The organism is Gemmatimonadaceae bacterium (genome assembly GCA_030647905.1).
Classification (GTDB): domain Bacteria; phylum Gemmatimonadota; class Gemmatimonadetes; order Gemmatimonadales; family Gemmatimonadaceae; genus UBA4720.
Window position 1 is genome coordinate 167068 of record JAUSJA010000008.1, and the last position, 17180, is coordinate 184247.

A 17180-nucleotide genomic window follows, 5' to 3' on the forward strand; every position below is an offset into this window, starting at 1 on the left:
GAGCGGGGATGGCCGGTTCACTTGAAATCCTGACTGCAATCAGGGAGCTGACGAACACGAAGCAGCTCGACCGCACGGAGCTGCATGGTCTGCTGTTCGACGGCATCACAGCCGCACTCGCGAAGAAACACGGCCCGACGGTTCAGGCCGAAGTGGATATCGACGAGGACAAGGGCACGATCAGAATCGTGCGCCTTCGCACTGTCGTTGCCGAGGTCACCGATCCGGCTCGCGAGGTCTCGCTCGAAGAGGCGCGCTTCGAAGACCCGGAGTTCCAGGTCGGCGACGTTCTCGAGAATCCCGTCGATTTCGCCGAGTTCGGACGCATGGCCGTGCTCGCCGCCAAGCAGCGCATCATCCAGCGCGTGAGGGAAGGCGAGCGGACCAAGATCCGCGACGAGTTCACGAGCCGCGTCGGTGATCTCCTGTCGGGCGAAGTACAGCAGATCGAGCGCGGCAAGCTCGTCATCATGCTGAACAAGTTCCGAGAGGCGGAAGCGGTGATCCCGTACCGCGAGCAGAACCATCGCGAGCATTTCCATCAGGGTGATCCGCTGCGCGCCGTGCTCAAGCGCGTCGAGGAGACTCCTAAGGGACCGCGCCTCATGCTGAGCCGCGGCGACCCGATGTTTGTCAAGGCGCTGTTCAAGCTCGAGGTTCCTGAGATCCAGCAAGGCATCGTCGAGATTCGCGCTGCGGCGCGCGAGGTCGGCAATCGCACCAAGATCGCGGTCTTCTCACGCGACGACTCGGTAGATCCGGTGGGCGCGTGCGTCGGCCTCAAGGGCTCGCGCGTGCAGGCCGTCGTCAACGAGCTGGGCGGTGAGAGAATCGACATCGTGCCGTGGTCCGCGGATCCCGAGCGCTTCGCCAAGCTGGCGCTCGCGCCGGCTCGCGTTGCGCGCGTGTTCAGCGACGCCGCGACGAAGACGATTCAGGCAGTGGTGGACGAGGATCAGCTTTCGCTCGCGATCGGCCGCAACGGTCAGAATGTGCGACTGGCGTCCGAGCTCACCGAGTGGAAGATCGAGCTCTACTCGAGCCGCGAGTGGATGGAGCGCGGCTCCGAACAGCAGCTCTTTGCGCCGCTTCCGGGCGAGGGCGAAGAGAACGTCAACCCGCGCCTCTCCGAGATCGAAGGTCTCGAGCCGGCTACGGTTGCCGTCCTCGAGGAGGCGGGTTACCGCACGCTCGACGACATCATTGATCTCGAGCGCGAGGACTTCCTGCGTCTTGCCGGTATTGCGCCCGAGGAGGCCGATCGGCTGATGACGATCATCAACGAGCTGACGACGGAGGATGGTGGCGGCGAAGAGGTGAGCGACGCTGTGGCGGCGGAGATTCCGGAGCCGCCTCAGGCCGACTCCGATACCCCGGCCGCGAGCGCAACGGTCGGCAGTGACGGTGGAGCGGGAGACGCGACGAACGCCACCGACGGAGAGTCGGGCGCCAAGTCCGATGCCGCTTCCGCGCCGCGCAGCAAGCGCGGAGAGAAAAAGGGCGAATGACGGACGACGTCGCCAAGCGGAAAGTGCTGGGCCTCGTAGGTCTGGGACTCCGCGGGCGGCATGCCGTTGTTGGAGTACAGCAGGTGAGGGATGCGGCGAAACGGGGCAAGCTCAAAGTTGCGCTTGTGGCGAGCGACGCATCGCAGAATAGTTTGGACAAGGTTTCGGGACTGCTCGTCGCGCGCGGCGTGCCGGTGATCGGAGAGTTGTCTGCTTCCGAGCTCGGCGGCGTGGCCGGACGCGAGGCGGTCGCAGTGATCGGAGTTACGAATGCGGGACTGGCCAGAGGAATCGTTACCGCGATTCCACCGGTCGGAGAAATCGCTGGTGAAAGTGGCAAGCGGGCGGCTCGACCATCGGGCCGTCGGGATTCAAGGAGGTAGTGTTTTGAGCAAGCTTCTCGTGAACGACCTGGCGGGCGAGTTCGGGATATCAGTCGATGAGGTGATCAACCTCCTTCGACAGATGGATGTCCCCTTTCGCAGCCATATGACACCGCTCTCGGACGACCAGGTCGCCCGCATCAGAGCCCGGTGGGAGCGCGAGAAGAGAGTCCGGGCCACCACCCCTGCCGCCGCTCCCGCGCGTCGCCGTCGAGGTACCGCCGCTGTCGAAGCGCCGGCACCCGCTCCCGAGCCGGCTCCGGAGACAGCCGCAGGACGCCGCCGCCGCCGCGCCGCTGACGCCGCTCCCGCTCCTGTCGAGCCGGAGACTTCTGCCGTCGCCGATGTAAGCGCGGAGCCGGTACCAGCGCCGCGTCGTCGCGCGGCCGCACCTGCCCCCGAGGCTGTGGCTCAGGCCGAGCCGTCCGCAGAGCCTTCGGAGCAGGCCGCCCCTCGCGCCGCACCCGCACCCGCGCCGGCCTCGGCTGTCTCCGATGTCTCCGATGTCTCCGATGTCTCTGAGGCGCCCACTCCGCGCGCCGCCGCCCCGCAGGGGGCGCCGCCAGCGTCTCCGGGCGCATCCGCGCCGCCAGCTCAGTCCACTGCGCCGAGCGCTCCGGCTGCGCTTGATCGTCAGCGTCCGCGGCCGATCGTTCCTGGCGCACCGCGTCCTCGCCCAGTCGCGACGGGCACGCCGTTCACTCCGCCTCGTCCGGTCGCGTCCGCGGCCCCGGGAGCAGGCGCCGGATTCCCCGGTGCCCGCCGCGATGACCGCCCGCGTCCGGGTGGCGACGATCGCGCACGCCGCGGCAAGAAGGGCAAGCGCGGCTCGGTGGATCAGGAAGCGGTGTCATCGAGCATCTCGAAGACGATGACCGCGCTACGGGGCACAGCGCCCCGCCGGGGCGGACCCCGCCGTGCCGACGATGCAAGCTATCGCGAGGAGATGGAAGCGCAGCGCGTGGCAGCCGTCGAGCGCGAGAAGAAGACGGTACACGTCAACGAGTTCATCACGGTCAGCGAGCTCGCCGGCATCCTCAAGATCCCCGCGACGCAGATCGTCGGATTCGCGTTCAAGAATCTCGGCTTGATGGTCACGATCAACCAGCGACTCGACTTCGATCAGATCGAGCTCATCGCCGGCGAGTTCGGATTCCAGGCAGTGAAGGAAGAGGAGTACACCGCTGGCCTCGAGGAAGCCGTCGTCGTCGAGAACCCCGAGGATCTCGAGCCGCGTCCGCCCGTCGTGACGATCATGGGTCACGTCGATCACGGAAAGACCTCGCTTCTCGATTACATCCGCAAGGCGAACGTCGTCGCCGGCGAGTCAGGCGGAATCACGCAGCACATCGGCGCGTATCACGTCACGCTGCCGTCCGACAAGCACATCACCTTCCTCGACACGCCGGGCCACGAAGCGTTCACGGCCATGCGCGCGCGCGGCGCCCAGGTCACGGACATCGTCGTGCTCATGGTCGCCGCCGACGATCAGGTGATGCCTCAGACGATCGAAGCGATCTCGCACGCCAGGAACGCCGGTGTGCCGATGATCGTCGCGATCAACAAGATCGATCTTCCCTCCGCCAATCCCGGAAAAGTGAAGCAGGATCTTCTCCAGCACGGCGTCGTGCTCGAGGAGTTCGGCGGCACCACTCTCTCCAGCGAGATCTCGGCGAAGAAGGGAACAGGCGTGGACTCCCTGCTCGAGCAGATTCTGCTGCAGGCGGAGATTCTCGATCTCAAGGCCAACCCGAACCGCCGCGCTGTCGGCGCCGTCATCGAAGCGCAGCTCGATCCCGGCAAAGGACCTGTCGCCACGGTGCTCGTCTCCGCCGGAACGCTGCATGTCGGCGACGACTTCATCTGCGGCATGTACTCGGGTCGCGTTCGCGCGCTGCTCGATGAGCGCGGCAAGGCGCTTAAGTCCGCTGGCCCCGCGATCCCCGTGCAGATTCTCGGAATAGGCGGCGTGCCGATGGCCGGAGACCAGTTCGTGGTGGTCGAGGATGCGATGGAGTCGCGCGAGATCGCGCAAACTCGCCAGCGGCTCGACCGCGAGGCCAAGAGCCGCCGCACGTCCAAGAGCATCGTATCGCTCGAGGACTTCATGAACGCCGCAGCGGCGGGCGAGAAGCGCACACTGCGCGTGGTCATCAAGGCGGACCAGGGCGGCCCGGCGGAAGCGCTCGCCGACGCCCTCGCACAGCTGTCGCATGATGAAGTCTCGGTGGACGTCATCCACCGCGGCGTCGGCTCGATCACGGAGAGCGACATCCTGCTCGCGCGCGCATCCGGCGCGATCATCGTCGGGTTCCATGTGCGTCCCGACAACAACGCCCGCGCCGCCGCCGAGCGCGAAGGCGTGGACATCAAGCTGTACAAGGTCATCTACGAAGCGGTCGAGGACGTTCGCGCCGCGCTCGAGGGAATGCTCAAGCCCGAGGAGCGCGAAGTGGTGCTCGGCGAGGCGGAAGTGCGGGAGACGTTCAAGGTTCCGCGCATCGGGCTCATCGCCGGGTGCTCGGTTCGCAGCGGGCTGATCAACCGCCAGGCGCGCGCCCGCGTGATCCGCGACGGCGTGGAGGTGTACGACGGGAACATCGGCTCACTCCGCCGTTTCAAGGACGACGTCAAGGAAGTGCGCGAAGGATTCGAGTGCGGTATCGGTATCGAGAACTTCAACGACATCAAGGTGGGCGACGTCATCGAGTGCTATCGCAAGGAGCAGGTTGCGCGCACCCTGGCGTCGACTGCCTCTGCGTAATAATCGTCGCGCGGACCGTGTGGCCGAGGCGGTCCGCGAGGAGATAGCGACGTTCCTCGCCGAGTCAGTAAAGGATCCCCGCATCGTCGGCTTCGTGACGGTGACGGGAGTTGACATCACTCCCGACCTGCGTCACGCGAAGGTTTTCGTGAGCGTGATGGGAAGCGACACCGAAAAGGAAGCGACCTTCGCCGGGCTCGCGAGCACGGCGTCCCACCTTCGCTCGCGCGTCGGCCGGGCACTCCGGCTCCGCGTCGCGCCCGAGATCAACTTCCGCGAAGACGACAGCGTCGCGCGGGCAGCGCGCATCGAGTCGCTGCTCGCGGGGATCAAGGCGGGGTCGCCGCAGGCGCCCGCTCCGGCCGAACCTTCTTCGCCAGCCTCCTCAGGCGAAGACACGGACGACTGAGGGCGCGCGAGTGTCGGCGCGCCCTGAAGGACTCCTGCTGGTGGACAAGCCCGCAGGCATCACGTCCCACGATGTCGTGCAGTTCGTCCGCCGCGTGTATGGTGAGCGCAGCATAGGCCACCTCGGGACCCTCGATCCGTTCGCCACGGGTCTTCTCGTTCTGCTCATCGGACGGTCGACGAGACTCTCGACGTTCATCGTGACGGACCCGAAGGTCTACGATGCAACGATCCGGTTCGGCGCCGAGACGGATACCGACGACTGTACGGGAGCCGTGATTCGCGAGGCCGCAGCTCCAGCCCTCAACACGGTCGCAAGCGCGATTCCATCTTTCACAGGCGACATCCTCCAGGTGCCGCCGGCCTACTCCGCCAAGTCGGTGGACGGCACGCGCGCGTATGATGCAGCGCGGCAGGGTGAACCACTCGATCTTCCTCCTGTACGCGTGCGCGTGGACGGGTGGACGATCGTTGCCGCGCGCCCAACGGAGATTGACGTCACGATAACTTGCGGCACCGGCACATATATCCGCGCACTGGCCCGCGATCTCGGCCGCTCGACGGGCAGTGCGGCCCATCTCTCCGCGCTGCGCAGGGCGAGGAGCGGCCCGTTCGATGTGAGCGACGCTGTGACGATGGATCAGCTGCGAGTTGCTCCACCTCCGCTCAGAGCATTGACCGTGATAGCCTCGCATGGCTGACGCGGAGCTCGAGCTGTCCGAATCGGGGCTTCCACCGACGGTCACAGGTACGGTCGTCACCGTCGGGACTTTCGATGGCGTCCACCGCGGCCACCTCGACGTGTTACGACGCCTCGTCGCACGGGCGAGAGAGAGAGAGCTGCCCAGCCTCCTCGTCAGCTTCGATCCGCATCCGCTCGAAATCGTGAATCCGGCCGCGGCGCCTCTCCTTCTCACGACCAGCGAGGAAAAGCTCGAGGTGATTGCCGAGACCGGAGTGAACTATTTCGCCATCGTGCCGTTCACGCACAACCTCGCCTCATATGGCGCCGAGGAGTTCGTGGACAGAGTTCTTCTCGCGCGCTTCCGGATGTCGGAGCTGCTGATCGGACACGATCACGGTTTCGGCCACCGCCGGGCGGGGAACATGACCGTTCTCCAATCCCTCGGTGCGGCGCGCGGTTTCAGCGTGGACGTCGTTGACCCGGTGTCGCTCGGCGACGGGCAACACGTTTCGTCCACATCCATCCGGCGTGCGGTGGCGGGGGGCGATCTGCAGCGCGCCGCCGAAGGGCTTGGTCGGCTCTATTCCGTCTCCGGCACCGTCGTCGCGGGCAATTCGCGCGGACGGCAGCTGGGTTTCGCGACGATCAATCTTTCCGATCCGGGAGCGAGGAAACTTCTGCCACCGGAAGGTGTGTATGTGGTGATGGTGCAGACGCCGCTGGGGCGTTTCGGCGCAATGATGAATCTCGGTCCGCGTCCCACATTCGGGGAGAGCGGGCGCACGCTCGAAGCGCATTTGTTCGACGTCACCGCCGATTTCTACGGACGGCGGGTGCGCATCGATTTCGTGTCGTTCCTGCGTGAGACGAGGCAGTTCCCGGACGCTGAGGCGCTGGAGAGACAGCTTGGAAGAGATCGAGAGAGCGCGCTTCGCGCGTTGACTCCCCACGCTGTCTCCGATAATCTTACAGGCTCTGTCAGAACAGCAAATTTCACCCCTTCAGTCGCATGACCCTGAAGTATCGAATACTCATAATCGTCGGCCTGATCCTCGCATCGGCGGCAGCTCTCTTTCCGCGCAACGTGAAGGAGCGCGTAAAGGGGCCCAACGGCTTCGTCTACGATACCGTGAGACGTGTTCCGCTCAAGCGGGGACTCGATCTCCAGGGTGGCATGCACCTCGCGCTCGAAGTGGATGAATCGAAGGGCATCGTCCCGAAGAAAAGCGAGGCGATCGACCGGGCGCTGAAGGTGGTTCGCACTCGAATCGATCAGTTCGGCGTCTCCGAGCCGCTCGTCCAGAAGTCCGGTAACGACCGGATCATCGTCGAGCTGCCGGGTATTGACGATCCGCAGCGCGCGCAGGAAGTCGTCCAGAAGTCCGCCTTCCTCCAGTTCCAGATCACCGACAAGACGCAGGCGCTGGAGAAGGCGCTTCCGCGTCTCGATGCGGCGCTGAAGAACAGGGGCGCAACACCGGCTGTCGCCTCGACGGCGACCAGGGACAGCGCCGGTTCGTCATCGGCGAGCGGCGTGGCCGGCCTCTTCACAAAGGACACGGCGAAGAAACCTGCCGGCGATTCCGCCAAGGCCGACTCCGCGGCGACACCGACTAGCGGTGCGTTCTCGAAGCTCATTCAGCAAGGGCAAATGCCCGGCGAGTATTACGTCGCCGACGGGGATATGCCGACGCTCGAGTTGTACCTCGCGATGCCCGCGGTGCAGGCGGCGCTTCCGCCTGGTAAGGTCATCCGGTTCGGCAGCGATTCGACCCAGCTCGCCAACCGGTGGTATCGCGCCATCTACGTGCTCGATGCGCGGCCGATCATCACCGGTGAGTTTCTCACCGACGCCAAGCCGAACACGTCGCCGACTGAAGGAACGATCGTCGAGTTCCAGTTCAACAACGAAGGCGGACGCAGGTTCCGGAACGAGACCTCCAAGCACATCAAGGATTTCATGGCGATCGTCCTCGACGACCGCGTGATGGGACGTCCTCCGGTGATCCAGAGCGCCATCGGCAGCCGCGGCCAGATCACGATGGGAGGAAAGGGTCTCCAGGACGCATCCGACCTCGCGCTCGTGCTCCGTGCCGGCTCTCTGCCCACGCCGCTCAAGATCGCCGAGATCCGCTCCATCGGCGCCAGCCTTGGCCAGGACTCGGTGTCGAAGGGCATCACGGCGGGAATCATCGCGGTCCTGCTCATCGTCGGCATCATGATCGTGTACTACCGCTTCTCCGGGCTCCTGGCCGTTCTCGCTCTGAGCCTGTACATGCTCTTCACGATGGCCACGCTGGCTGGCTTCGGCGCTGTGCTGACGCTGCCGGGCCTCGCCGGATTCGTCTTGTCCATCGGCATCGCGGTGGATGCCAACGTCCTGATCTTCGAGCGCATACGCGAGGAGCTCGCGCACGGAAAGACGGTCCGCACCGCGGTTGACGAAGGCTTCAAGCACGCGATGAGCGCGATCATCGACTCCAACGTGTCTACCGCTCTGACGGCGGCCGTTCTGTACCAGTACGGCACCGGGCCGGTACGCGGCTTCGCTGTCACTCTTCTCGCCGGTATCGCGGCGTCGATGGTCACCTCGATCTTCGTCGTGCGGACCTTCTACATGATCTGGCTCAACCGCTCCAAGAGCACACAGGCACTGAGCATCTGATGATTCGAATTCTTCACGACACGAGCTACGACTTCATCCGCTGGTGGAAGTGGGCCGTCGGGCTCACCGCCGCCTTCATCGCGCTCGGACTTGGCTCGCTCGCGCTGCAGGGGATCAACTACAGCATCGAGTTCACCGGCGGGACGATGATGCAGGTCGAGTTCTCCAAGCCGGTTGACGTCGCCGCGCTTCGTGCTGCGCTCGACAACGCGGCCATCCACGGGGCCGAGATCCAGCAGTTTGGCACCAACCGAGAGTTCACGATCCGCGCGCAGGAAGCCGAGCAGGCGGGCGCGAAGACAACCGGCGCCGAGACGGTCGCCGGCCGGATCCGGAACGTCCTCACCACAAGGTACGGGTCCGATCAGATCCGCGTCGTACGAACGGAGGCGGTCGGTCCGCGCGTCGGCAGCGAGCTCAGGCGCGATGCCGTGATCGCCATGTTTCTCTCGTTCCTCGTCACCACCGTCTACCTGGCAATCAGGTTCGAGTGGCGCTTCGGCGTGGCGGCGCTCATCGCGACCGGCCACGACGTATTCACAACGCTGGCGTTTCTCAAGCTGCTGCACCTCGAGGTCTCGCTCACCGTGGTTGCCGCGATCCTCACGGTCATCGGCTACTCCCTCAACGACACGATCATCATCTTCGATCGCGTCCGCGAAGATCTTCGCAAGGGCAGGAAGGAAACGCTCTATCAGACCCTCAATCGGGCGATCAACGAGACGTTGCCCCGTTCGATTCTGACCCACGCCACCACTCTTGCGGCGACCCTCGCGCTTCTTTTCTTCGCCGGCGAAGTGATCAGGCCGTTCGCGTGGGTGATGGCGTTCGGTATCTTTACCGGAACGTTCAGCTCGATTTACATCGCGAGCCCGGTGCTGCTCTGGATCGAGAGGAAATGGCCGAGGAAGACGGCAACATCGAAGGGTACATTGACAGCCACGCGCACCTCGCCGACCCGGCGTTCGACGGCGACCGCAGCGACGTAATCCGGCGGGCGAAGGAAAGTGGAGCCGAAGCGATTGTCTGCATCGGCTCCGGCAGCGGCGCCGGGGATGTCCTCGGCGCCGCTCGCGCATCGCGGGACGTCGCGGCCGCCCATCGGGGAGTCGTATGGTTTACGGCGGGAGTCCATCCGCACGACGCGATCGGGTTCGACCCGGCTCGCGACATCCCGGCGCTCCGTGAGCTCGCCGATGAGGGAGCCGTCGCGATCGGCGAGTGTGGCCTCGACTATCACTACGACAACTCTCCCCGTGCCGAGCAGCGCCGCGCATTTGCCGAGCAGCTGCGGCTGGCACGGGAGACGTCGCTGCCGGTCGTCGTTCACACGCGCGACGCGGAGGACGACACGCGAGCGATGCTCGTCGAGGCGGCGGCGGCTGGCGTTGCAGGCGTTCTGCACTGCTACACGGGCTCGCACGAGCTGGCAGGTGCCGCGATCGACGTGGGCTGGTACGTGTCCTTCAGCGGAATCGTCACGTTCCGTAAATGGAGCGACGACGCGCTGCTCCGGCTCGTTCCGGTGGATCGAATTCTGGCAGAGTCCGACGCGCCATATCTCGCGCCGGTTCCGAACAGAGGGAAGCGCAACGAGCCCGCATGGGTCGCACACACCGTCGCGAAGCTCGCTGCGGCCCGCGGAACGACTGGCGACGCGATGGCCGCGTCGGTAGCCGGCAACGCGCGCCGACTCTTCAAGCTGGCGTGAGCCGATCCGATATGAGTAACATTGCCGTCGTATTCACTTTCTGCATGAGCGAGGATTAGCGTGGAGCAAGTAAAGACTGACATGGCGCCGGCTGCGATCGGCCCGTATTCGCAGGCCGTGATCGCCAACGGATTCCTTTTCTCGGCCGGACAGATCGCGCTCGATCCCGCCACCGGCCAGATGGTCGAGGGGGACATCACGCGGCAGACCGAGCGCGTGATGCAGAACCTGCAGGCGGTGCTGGAAGCCTCCGGGCTCGCGTGGAAGGATGTCGTCCGAACCACGGTGTATCTGCACGACATGGCCCATTTCCCGGCGGTCAACGAGATCTACGGAAGGTGGATCGGTGATGCGCGCCCATCCCGGTCCACCGTTCAGGTGACCGCGATTCCGCGCGGAGGACTGGTCGAGATGGACATGATCGCCGCCACCGGCCGTTAACATCTGCAAGGAGTCGTCGTGAGCACATCCAGGACCCGCGAAGAGCTGTTTCGCCTGACGGCATTCGCGCGGTGTGCTGGTTGAGCGTCCAAGATGGGTCCGGGTGACCTGTCCGAGATGCTCGCGCCACTTCCCGCGTCGAAGGATCCGCGCCTCCTCGTAGGCCGCGAGACCTTCGACGATGCGGGAGTGTATCTGCTGTCCGACGAGATTGCGCTCGTCCAGACAGTGGATTTCTTCGCGCCCATCGTTGACGACCCATACGACTTCGGACAGGTCGCCGCCGCCAACGCACTCTCCGACGTGTACGCCATGGGCGGACAGCCGCTCACCGCGCTCAACATCGTCGCGTTTCCGACTGGCGAGATTCCGCTGGCGGTGCTCACCGAGATCCTGCGCGGCGGTCAGGACAAGGTCCATGAGGCCGGCGCGCTCATCGTTGGCGGCCACACCGTTATCGACAGCGAGCTCAAGTACGGCCTGGCGGTGACAGGTCGCGCCCATCCTTCGTTTCTGCTGACGAATGCAGGCGCCAAGCCGGGGGACAGGCTCGTGCTCACGAAGCCGATCGGCAACGGAATTCTCGCGACAGCGCTCAAGCGCGCGTCGGCAGGGGACGAGAAATTCCGGACGATGATGAACGATTCCATCGCCGGCGCGATGCTCGACGGAATGAAGACGCTGAACGGCTCAGCCAGCCGCGCCGCTCTCGCCGCGGGCGCAAAATGCGCCACCGACATCACCGGCTTCGGACTGCTCGGGCACGCGTCCCACATCGCGCGAGGCAGCGGCGTCACGCTGCGCATTCACTCGGCGTCCGTTCGGCGGCTTGCGGGCGCGGAGAACGCGTGGAGCGCGGGTGCGTCGAGCGATGGGTTGAGGCGCAACTCCGAGTACCTCGAGCCGCTGGTCGAATGGGGAACGGTATCCGGCGTGACGCGCGCTCTGCTGTGCGATCCGCAGACGTCGGGAGGGCTCCTCGTCGCCGTGCCTTCCGCGCGTGTTGCGGAGTATCTTTCCCGCGTGAATGGAGCGACTGAAATCGGAGAAGTGATCGAGCGAGACGGATTTGCCATCGCGGTGGACTGAGCATGGGGGTGGATGGGGCCTGGTGGCTTCCCCAGTCTTCAAAACTGGTGTGACCCGACTTCGTCGGGCCGGGTGGGTTCGATTCCCACACTCTCCCGCCACGACTGCATTATCGCTCGGCGTCCTGGTTGTTGCTGTGGCCTTCACGGCCCCCGCGGACGCGGCGGCTCAGCGCGCCGACAGCACTCGTGCGGGCGTGTCGCGAACCGCGCCACGCACCGCCGCCGATACCTCTGCGCAGCGCTCGATTGCGCCCCGCCGTGCGTTTCTCACTTCTCTCATCGCGCCGGGACTGATGCAGCTGCGGCTCGGACGTCCCAAGGCGGCAACGCTCTTCCTTGCGGCAGAAGCGGGGACGATCGGCATGTCGGTGAAATCGTGGAACGATCTCAGCAAGGCGAAAGCGGCCAAGCGGGACACCGTCGGGACCCCGGTCGTGGATGGATCTGGCAAGGCGGTGATCGACACGACGACGGGGCTGCAGAAAATCACGTACGCTCCGCGCGACCCGAATCTCGTCGGCCGCATTCGCGCGCGGCGCGCGCATCTCGAGGACTGGATCGCGGTGCTCGTGTTCAATCACCTCTTCGCGGGAGCGGACGCGTACGTCGCGGCCAATCTGGCAGATGTCAACGCCAATGTGCAGGTCAGCTCGTCGGACCGCGATGTTCGAGTGACGGCTCGCGTGGCATGGTGATGGTGTACAAGAGTGCATGACTTCGAAAGCTGAGGACTTTGCTTCCGCCGGATCGGACGCTCCGATCGGCGTATTCGATTCGGGCATCGGCGGCCTGACGGTCGTTCGGGAGCTCATTCGCCAGCTTCCAAATGAGAGCATCATCTACTTCGGTGACACCGCCCGCGTCCCATACGGTCCAAAGAGCCCGGACACGGTGCTTCGCTACAGCCGCGAGATCACCAGCTTTCTCCGAGGCGAGGGAGTGAAGGCGGTCGTGATCGCGTGCAACACCGCCACTGCGCATGCTCTCTCGGCGCTGAAAGAGGAAAACGATCTTCCGATCGTCGGCGTCATCGAGCCCGGAGCGAGAGCCGCGGCCGGCGCCACGCGCAGCGGCAGGGTCGGCGTAATCGGCACTCAGGGAACGATTCACTCGCGAGCTTATGAGCGAGCCATCTCGGCCGTCTCGCCCGGAGCGGAGATTACGGCGCTGGCGTGCCCGCTGTTCGTCCCGCTGGTCGAGGAGGGCTGGCTCGACACCGAGGCCACGCGCCTCATCGCGCGTGAATACCTGGAGCCGATGGCCGCAGCGAACGTGGACACGCTTGTGCTGGGGTGCACGCACTACCCGTTGCTGAAGCACGTCATCGGTTCGGTGGTGGGCCGCGACGTGCGTCTCATTGACAGCGCGGAGGAGACCGCGGCGGAGACCGCGACCACTCTGCGCGACGCCGGCCTGGCCCACGAGGCGACCGACGATGCGCGTTACCGCTTCATCGCATCCGATGCGCCCGGGCAGTTCCTACGCGTCGGCCAGCGCTTTCTCGGCGCGTCTATTGATCGAGTGGAGACAGTCACCCTCGGCTGATCCGTCCCGCGTCTCGCGGAGCTCGATGACATCCTCGGTCACACGCAGAAAAGTGGGAGCATCGAGCCAGGATCCGGCGTTGCCGAAGACCCCGCCTCCGGGTGCGCGCTCGAGCGCCGCGACGTGTGAATGCCCGTAGATCAGGAGATCCAGCGCGGGGTCGGCCGCGAGCTGCTGTAGCGCGATCACGCGAAGTCCGCGACCTTCATCGCGCGAGCGGTACGTCCTGCTGGCACCGGAGCTGCCGACCGCAAGGGCCGTCGCCCAGTCGGGATGCAACGCACGGAATGCCTTGATCGCCGCGCGATTTCGCATGATCGGCCTCACCATTCTGTATCCGCGGTCCTCTTTCTGACGCAGACCGTCGCCGTGCTCCACGAGAGTGTTCCAGCCGGCCACGCTGCCGCGCCAGGTCGCAGCGTGATAGTCCACGCCGATATCGTTGCGCAGCACTTCATCTCCCCAGCAGTCGTGGTTTCCCGCGATCCACGTGATCGGTATCCCGCTCTCGCGCAGATCGGCGAGCGCCGCGAGCGCCCGGAAGCTGTTTCGCGGAATCACCGTCTTCCACTCGAACCAGAAATCGAACAGGTCGCCGTTGATGAGCAGCGATCCAGCGCGCCCTTCCAGTCCGCGCAGAAATGAGACGAGCGCCCGCTCGATCACGGGAGAGGCCACGCCAAGATGAGCGTCGGAGACTACATAGCACGGAGCGTTGAGCACACGCCAATTGTAGCGGACGCGCGTGTGCTTTACAAACCGGCGGGCGATTGTCTCAGGCCTTATCTTACTGGGCCATGCCCGCCGCTTCCCCCGTTTCCAGCGAAGTCGAGTTCCGCGTTCGTTACGCGGAAACCGACCAGATGCAGGTTGTGTATCACGCCAACTATCTCGTGTGGTGCGAAATCGGCCGCACGGATCTGATTCGCCGGCTCGGTACGTCGTACGCCGACCTCGAGAAGCAGGGGATCAAGCTGGCCGTCGTGGACGCGAGGCTGCGCTACCACGCCGCGGCGCGGTACGAGGATACCATTCGCGTTCGTACCATCCTCGTCGAGGCGCGGTCGCGCAGCGTGACCTTCCAGTACACCATCGAGAACGCGGATACCGGCGCGAAGCTCGTCACAGCCCGCACGACCCTCGCATCGATCAACAGAGACGGAAAACTTGTCGCCATGCCTGAAGAGCTGCGCAGCTCGCTCGAAAATGCAGTCACGTAGGCTCGCGTCGTTCGTCGTCGCAGCGCTGCTGCTCGGTGCGACCGCGGCGAGCGCATCTGCTCAATCGTCATCCCGCGGGCCTGGCGCGGCCGAAGTCCGTCTCTACGCACAGCTGATGGCCATGACCGACTCGCGGACGTTCGACCGCGCACTGCTCGACAGCGTGATGGGCTCTTCGTGGGCTCCGCTTCGCGCGGCCGGCGCTCTTGCGGTTGGACAGGTTGGCGCCGCGCACGGAATGCCCGGCGCGCCAGCGCTGCACGCGCTGCTCCGTGATCGCAATCTCACGGTCGCGTCGAACGCCGCGTATGCGCTCGGCCTCCTTCGTGATTCAGCCGCCGTGTCCGCGCTTGCGACGGCGCTCTCCGCACAGTCCCGGGTTGCGCGCGAGGCGGCGTGGGCGCTCGGCGAGATCGGTGCTCCGGCACGGGGCGCGATAATCGCCGGCCTGGCGAATCCCCGCACCGATGACGCGCGGATGATTCAGCTGCTCCTCGCTGCTGCCAGGCTCCGGCCGGTACCGGTCGCCGACGTGCGTTCATATCTGGCAATGTCGGCGCGCTCATCGGTGCAGTGGGCAGCGGCCTATGCCATCGCTCGCATTCGCTCGCCTGCCGGTGTGCGCGATCTCATCTCGCTCGCCACCAATCCGCAGTTCGTCAGGGTATCCGCTGACGAAGCGCGCCTCGGGACCGGCGCGCCTCACGTCGTGCCGCCGGCCGGCTCACTCACTGCCGACGCCTATGTGTCTGCGCCCACGGGCCGCCAGCGCGCACGCGCCGAGATCGCGCGGGGTCTCGCTCACTCTGCTGCTGGCGATTCGCTCGCCAACGCCGCGGTTGCTGTTCTGCTGCCGCTCGCCGGCGATCCGTATCCGCACGTGCGCATCAATGCCGTGCGGTCGCTTGGAACCTACGGCGCTCGCGGCCGGGAAGCGGTCGTCGCCGCGACAACTGACGCGGATGCCAACACGCGGATCGCGGCCGCACAGTCACTCGGCAACGTCCTCGATTCGACGTCCGCCTCATGGACGCCACTTTGGCAACGCGATACTTCGCTGATGTATCGCGCGAGCCTCCTCGCTTCGGCTACCAGTGCCGGCGCGGACCTCGCGGCATTGAGCGATTGGACGACGCATCGCGACTGGCGCTATCGCGCCGCGGCTCTCAATGCGGCGGGCGGAGCGAATGATCCGGCCGTCGCTGCGCGCGCGGCGAACGCGATGCTGAAGGACGTTGACGGCAGGGTCCGCGCGGCTGCTTATGGGCTTCTGACAGGAAGCGATACGACAACCCCTTTGCCGGCGGTTCATGCCGCGTTGATCGAGGGTCTCACGGACCGTGACTTCTACGCCCGCGCCACAGTCCTCGGCAACATGTCGAGGCATCCGCGTGCTGCAGATGTCCCCGCCGTTCTGGCGAGCTATTCCCGCTCGCTCGCCGATTCGGGAAACGACGCGCGGATCGCCGCAATTCAGTATTTGGCCGCCGCATGGAAGAATGACAGCGCGTCGTTCACGCCCGCGCTTCGGAATCAGGTCGCGTCGCTCGGGCCGTCCGACGACCCTCTGGTGCGCGCGGCGGTTGACAGCGCATCCATATTTTCCGCCTGGCCGTCCACCTCAGGAAACCCTCGGCCTCTTTCGTGGTATCAGAACATCGTCCGCACGTACGTCGTGCCCGCGCTTCGCGGGCAGACGCAGCGCGCGACGATCCGTACCCGCCGGGGCGACATCGTTCTCGAGCTGTTCGGCGCCGATGCTCCCATCACCGTCTGGAACTTCATGAATCTTGCGCGTACGGGGTATTACCGCGGAACCGGATTCCATCGCGTCGTGCCGAATTTCGTCGCGCAGGATGGCGATCCGCGCGATGACGGCAATGGCGGGCCGGGTTATGCCATTCGCGACGAGATGAACCCACGACGTTACGAGCGCGGCGCGCTCGGCATGGCTCTCTCCGGCCCCGATACAGGGGGAAGCCAGTACTTCATCACGCATTCCCCGCAGCCGCATCTCGACGGTCACTACACGGTGTTCGGACGTGTGCTCCGCGGATATGCGGCGCTCGATGCCGTCGTGCAGGGCGATCGCATTCTGTCAATCGTGGCTCGATGACTCATCGTGCCCGGCCCATCGCACGGGTGGCGCTCCTTGTGCTGCTTGGCGCGTGCGCTCCCCTCGCGGTCCCGCTGGGTGGAATTCCGGCGCCGGAGCGGCGTCTGCCGGTGATCGAGCTGGCGCCTGGTCATCGGCGCATCGTTTTCCGTTGGAACTACGAGGAGAACAGCCTCATCGCAAAGGGGGAGGGAGCGATTCGCGCCGCGTCGCCGGACAGCGCTCGGGTTGACCTGTTTGTTGGCAGCGGCGTGGCAGTCGGTCGCGCAGTTCTCATCGGCAACACACTTACCGCGACCAATCAGGACCATGTCTCGCGCGTGCTGCCGCCGCCTCCCATGATGTGGGCGGCGCTCGGACGGCTTGCGATTCCGGCGCTTCCGGATACAGTGGTGACCGTGGAGGGCGACGTGCTCCACGCTGACATCGGCCGTCCGGCCACCTGGAGGGTGACAGTGCGCGGCACCCGGCTGATGCAGCTCGCGCGTCTGAGTGGCGGGCGGATCGTGGAACTGGTTACAAGGGATGAAGGCGGGCGTCTTTTATATGAGGTTCCCGGCCGGCGGAAGCTCTGGTTAGGGATCACTCGCGATGAGGAGGTACCGGCGTTCGATGCATCGATTTGGGGCCGTTAGCATCCTCC

17 protein-coding genes and 1 tRNA gene are annotated in these 17180 nt (G+C 65.5%); 17 read left to right on the forward strand and 1 reads right to left on the reverse strand.

What is annotated here, in order from left to right; translation table 11 throughout:
• The first annotated feature begins 8 nt into the window (after positions 1-8).
• From nusA to murI, 14 genes are all read left to right on the forward strand, one after another.
• Positions 9-1508 carry a transcription termination factor NusA gene (gene nusA, locus Q7S20_01695; GenBank protein MDO8500540.1) on the forward strand — a complete coding sequence of 500 codons (1500 nt, stop codon included), beginning with the start codon at positions 9-11 and terminating at the stop codon, positions 1506-1508.
• Positions 1505-1891, forward strand: coding sequence for a ribosomal L7Ae/L30e/S12e/Gadd45 family protein (locus tag Q7S20_01700; protein ID MDO8500541.1), 387 nt, complete (start codon positions 1505-1507; stop codon positions 1889-1891). The genes nusA and Q7S20_01700 overlap by 4 nt, the downstream gene beginning before the upstream one ends.
• A 4-nt stretch (positions 1892-1895) precedes the next feature.
• Positions 1896-4655 (forward strand): translation initiation factor IF-2, encoded by a 2760-nt coding sequence (gene infB, locus Q7S20_01705; GenBank protein MDO8500542.1) that lies wholly within the window; start codon positions 1896-1898, stop codon positions 4653-4655.
• The gene (gene rbfA / locus Q7S20_01710; GenBank protein ID MDO8500543.1) at positions 4621-5064 is read left to right on the forward strand and encodes a 30S ribosome-binding factor RbfA; all 444 of its coding nucleotides are present in this window, start codon (positions 4621-4623) and stop codon (positions 5062-5064) included. Before infB ends, rbfA begins: the two co-directional genes overlap by 35 nt.
• A gap of 10 nt (positions 5065-5074) precedes the next feature.
• Positions 5075-5764: a tRNA pseudouridine(55) synthase TruB gene (gene truB / locus Q7S20_01715; protein MDO8500544.1), complete on the forward strand. Its 690-nt coding sequence runs from the start codon at positions 5075-5077 to the stop codon at positions 5762-5764.
• Positions 5757-6761: a bifunctional riboflavin kinase/FAD synthetase gene (locus tag Q7S20_01720; protein MDO8500545.1), complete on the forward strand. Its 1005-nt coding sequence runs from the start codon at positions 5757-5759 to the stop codon at positions 6759-6761. Before truB ends, Q7S20_01720 begins: the two co-directional genes overlap by 8 nt.
• Positions 6758-8413 (forward strand): protein translocase subunit SecD, encoded by a 1656-nt coding sequence (gene secD / locus Q7S20_01725; protein ID MDO8500546.1) that lies wholly within the window; start codon positions 6758-6760, stop codon positions 8411-8413. The genes Q7S20_01720 and secD overlap by 4 nt, the downstream gene beginning before the upstream one ends.
• Entirely contained in the window at positions 8413-9402 is a 990-nt protein-coding gene (gene secF, locus Q7S20_01730; GenBank protein ID MDO8500547.1) for a protein translocase subunit SecF, read from the forward strand. Before secD ends, secF begins: the two co-directional genes overlap by 1 nt.
• Positions 9312-10124, forward strand: coding sequence for a TatD family hydrolase (locus Q7S20_01735; GenBank protein ID MDO8500548.1), 813 nt, complete (start codon positions 9312-9314; stop codon positions 10122-10124). The genes secF and Q7S20_01735 overlap by 91 nt, the downstream gene beginning before the upstream one ends.
• Before the next feature lie 60 nt (positions 10125-10184).
• Positions 10185-10565 carry a RidA family protein gene (locus Q7S20_01740; GenBank protein ID MDO8500549.1) on the forward strand — a complete coding sequence of 127 codons (381 nt, stop codon included), beginning with the start codon at positions 10185-10187 and terminating at the stop codon, positions 10563-10565.
• A gap of 45 nt (positions 10566-10610) precedes the next feature.
• Positions 10611-11654 carry a selenide, water dikinase SelD gene (selD, locus tag Q7S20_01745; GenBank protein ID MDO8500550.1) on the forward strand — a complete coding sequence of 348 codons (1044 nt, stop codon included), beginning with the start codon at positions 10611-10613 and terminating at the stop codon, positions 11652-11654.
• Between the two features lie 4 nt (positions 11655-11658).
• Positions 11659-11755 (forward strand) — tRNA-Sec (locus tag Q7S20_01750).
• 35 nt (positions 11756-11790) lie between these two features.
• Positions 11791-12351 (forward strand): hypothetical protein, encoded by a 561-nt coding sequence (locus Q7S20_01755; GenBank protein MDO8500551.1) that lies wholly within the window; start codon positions 11791-11793, stop codon positions 12349-12351.
• 16 nt (positions 12352-12367) lie between these two features.
• Complete coding sequence (gene murI, locus Q7S20_01760) at positions 12368-13201, forward strand: glutamate racemase (GenBank protein ID MDO8500552.1); 834 nt, start codon at positions 12368-12370, stop codon at positions 13199-13201.
• On the opposite strand, the gene Q7S20_01765 is transcribed toward murI, so the two are convergent.
• Positions 13136-13924: a UDP-2,3-diacylglucosamine diphosphatase gene (locus tag Q7S20_01765; GenBank protein ID MDO8500553.1), complete on the reverse strand. Its 789-nt coding sequence runs from the start codon at positions 13922-13924 to the stop codon at positions 13136-13138. The genes murI and Q7S20_01765 overlap by 66 nt on opposite strands.
• 74 nt (positions 13925-13998) lie before the next feature.
• Between Q7S20_01765 and Q7S20_01770 the strand changes: the two genes are divergently transcribed.
• Genes Q7S20_01770 through Q7S20_01780 form a run of 3 tightly spaced genes read left to right on the forward strand, consistent with a single transcriptional unit; the run spans position 13999 to position 17172 of the window.
• On the forward strand, positions 13999-14421 hold the full coding sequence (locus tag Q7S20_01770; GenBank protein MDO8500554.1) for a thioesterase family protein: 423 nt from the start codon (positions 13999-14001) through the stop codon (positions 14419-14421).
• Entirely contained in the window at positions 14408-16537 is a 2130-nt protein-coding gene (locus tag Q7S20_01775) for a peptidylprolyl isomerase (GenBank protein ID MDO8500555.1), read from the forward strand. Before Q7S20_01770 ends, Q7S20_01775 begins: the two co-directional genes overlap by 14 nt.
• Entirely contained in the window at positions 16534-17172 is a 639-nt protein-coding gene (locus Q7S20_01780; GenBank protein ID MDO8500556.1) for a hypothetical protein, read from the forward strand. Before Q7S20_01775 ends, Q7S20_01780 begins: the two co-directional genes overlap by 4 nt.
• Positions 17173-17180 lie beyond the last annotated feature (8 nt).

Bases quoted from the DNA above. Each gene is read 5' to 3' on its own strand.
- Q7S20_01700 (MDO8500541.1), top strand. From the start codon at position 1,505: ATGACGGACGACGTCGCCAAGCGGAAAGTGCTGGGCCTCGTAGGTCTG.
- Q7S20_01770 (MDO8500554.1), top strand. From the start codon at position 13,999: ATGCCCGCCGCTTCCCCCGTTTCCAGCGAAGTCGAGTTCCGCGTTCGT.
- Q7S20_01720 (MDO8500545.1), top strand. From the start codon at position 5,757: ATGGCTGACGCGGAGCTCGAGCTGTCCGAATCGGGGCTTCCACCGACG.
- secD (MDO8500546.1), top strand. From the start codon at position 6,758: ATGACCCTGAAGTATCGAATACTCATAATCGTCGGCCTGATCCTCGCA.
- secF (MDO8500547.1), top strand. From the start codon at position 8,413: ATGATTCGAATTCTTCACGACACGAGCTACGACTTCATCCGCTGGTGG.
- Q7S20_01775 (MDO8500555.1), top strand. From the start codon at position 14,408: ATGCAGTCACGTAGGCTCGCGTCGTTCGTCGTCGCAGCGCTGCTGCTC.
- Q7S20_01780 (MDO8500556.1), top strand. From the start codon at position 16,534: ATGACTCATCGTGCCCGGCCCATCGCACGGGTGGCGCTCCTTGTGCTG.
- Q7S20_01735 (MDO8500548.1), top strand. From the start codon at position 9,312: ATGGCCGAGGAAGACGGCAACATCGAAGGGTACATTGACAGCCACGCG.
- nusA (MDO8500540.1), top strand. From the start codon at position 9: ATGGCCGGTTCACTTGAAATCCTGACTGCAATCAGGGAGCTGACGAAC.
- murI (MDO8500552.1), top strand. From the start codon at position 12,368: ATGACTTCGAAAGCTGAGGACTTTGCTTCCGCCGGATCGGACGCTCCG.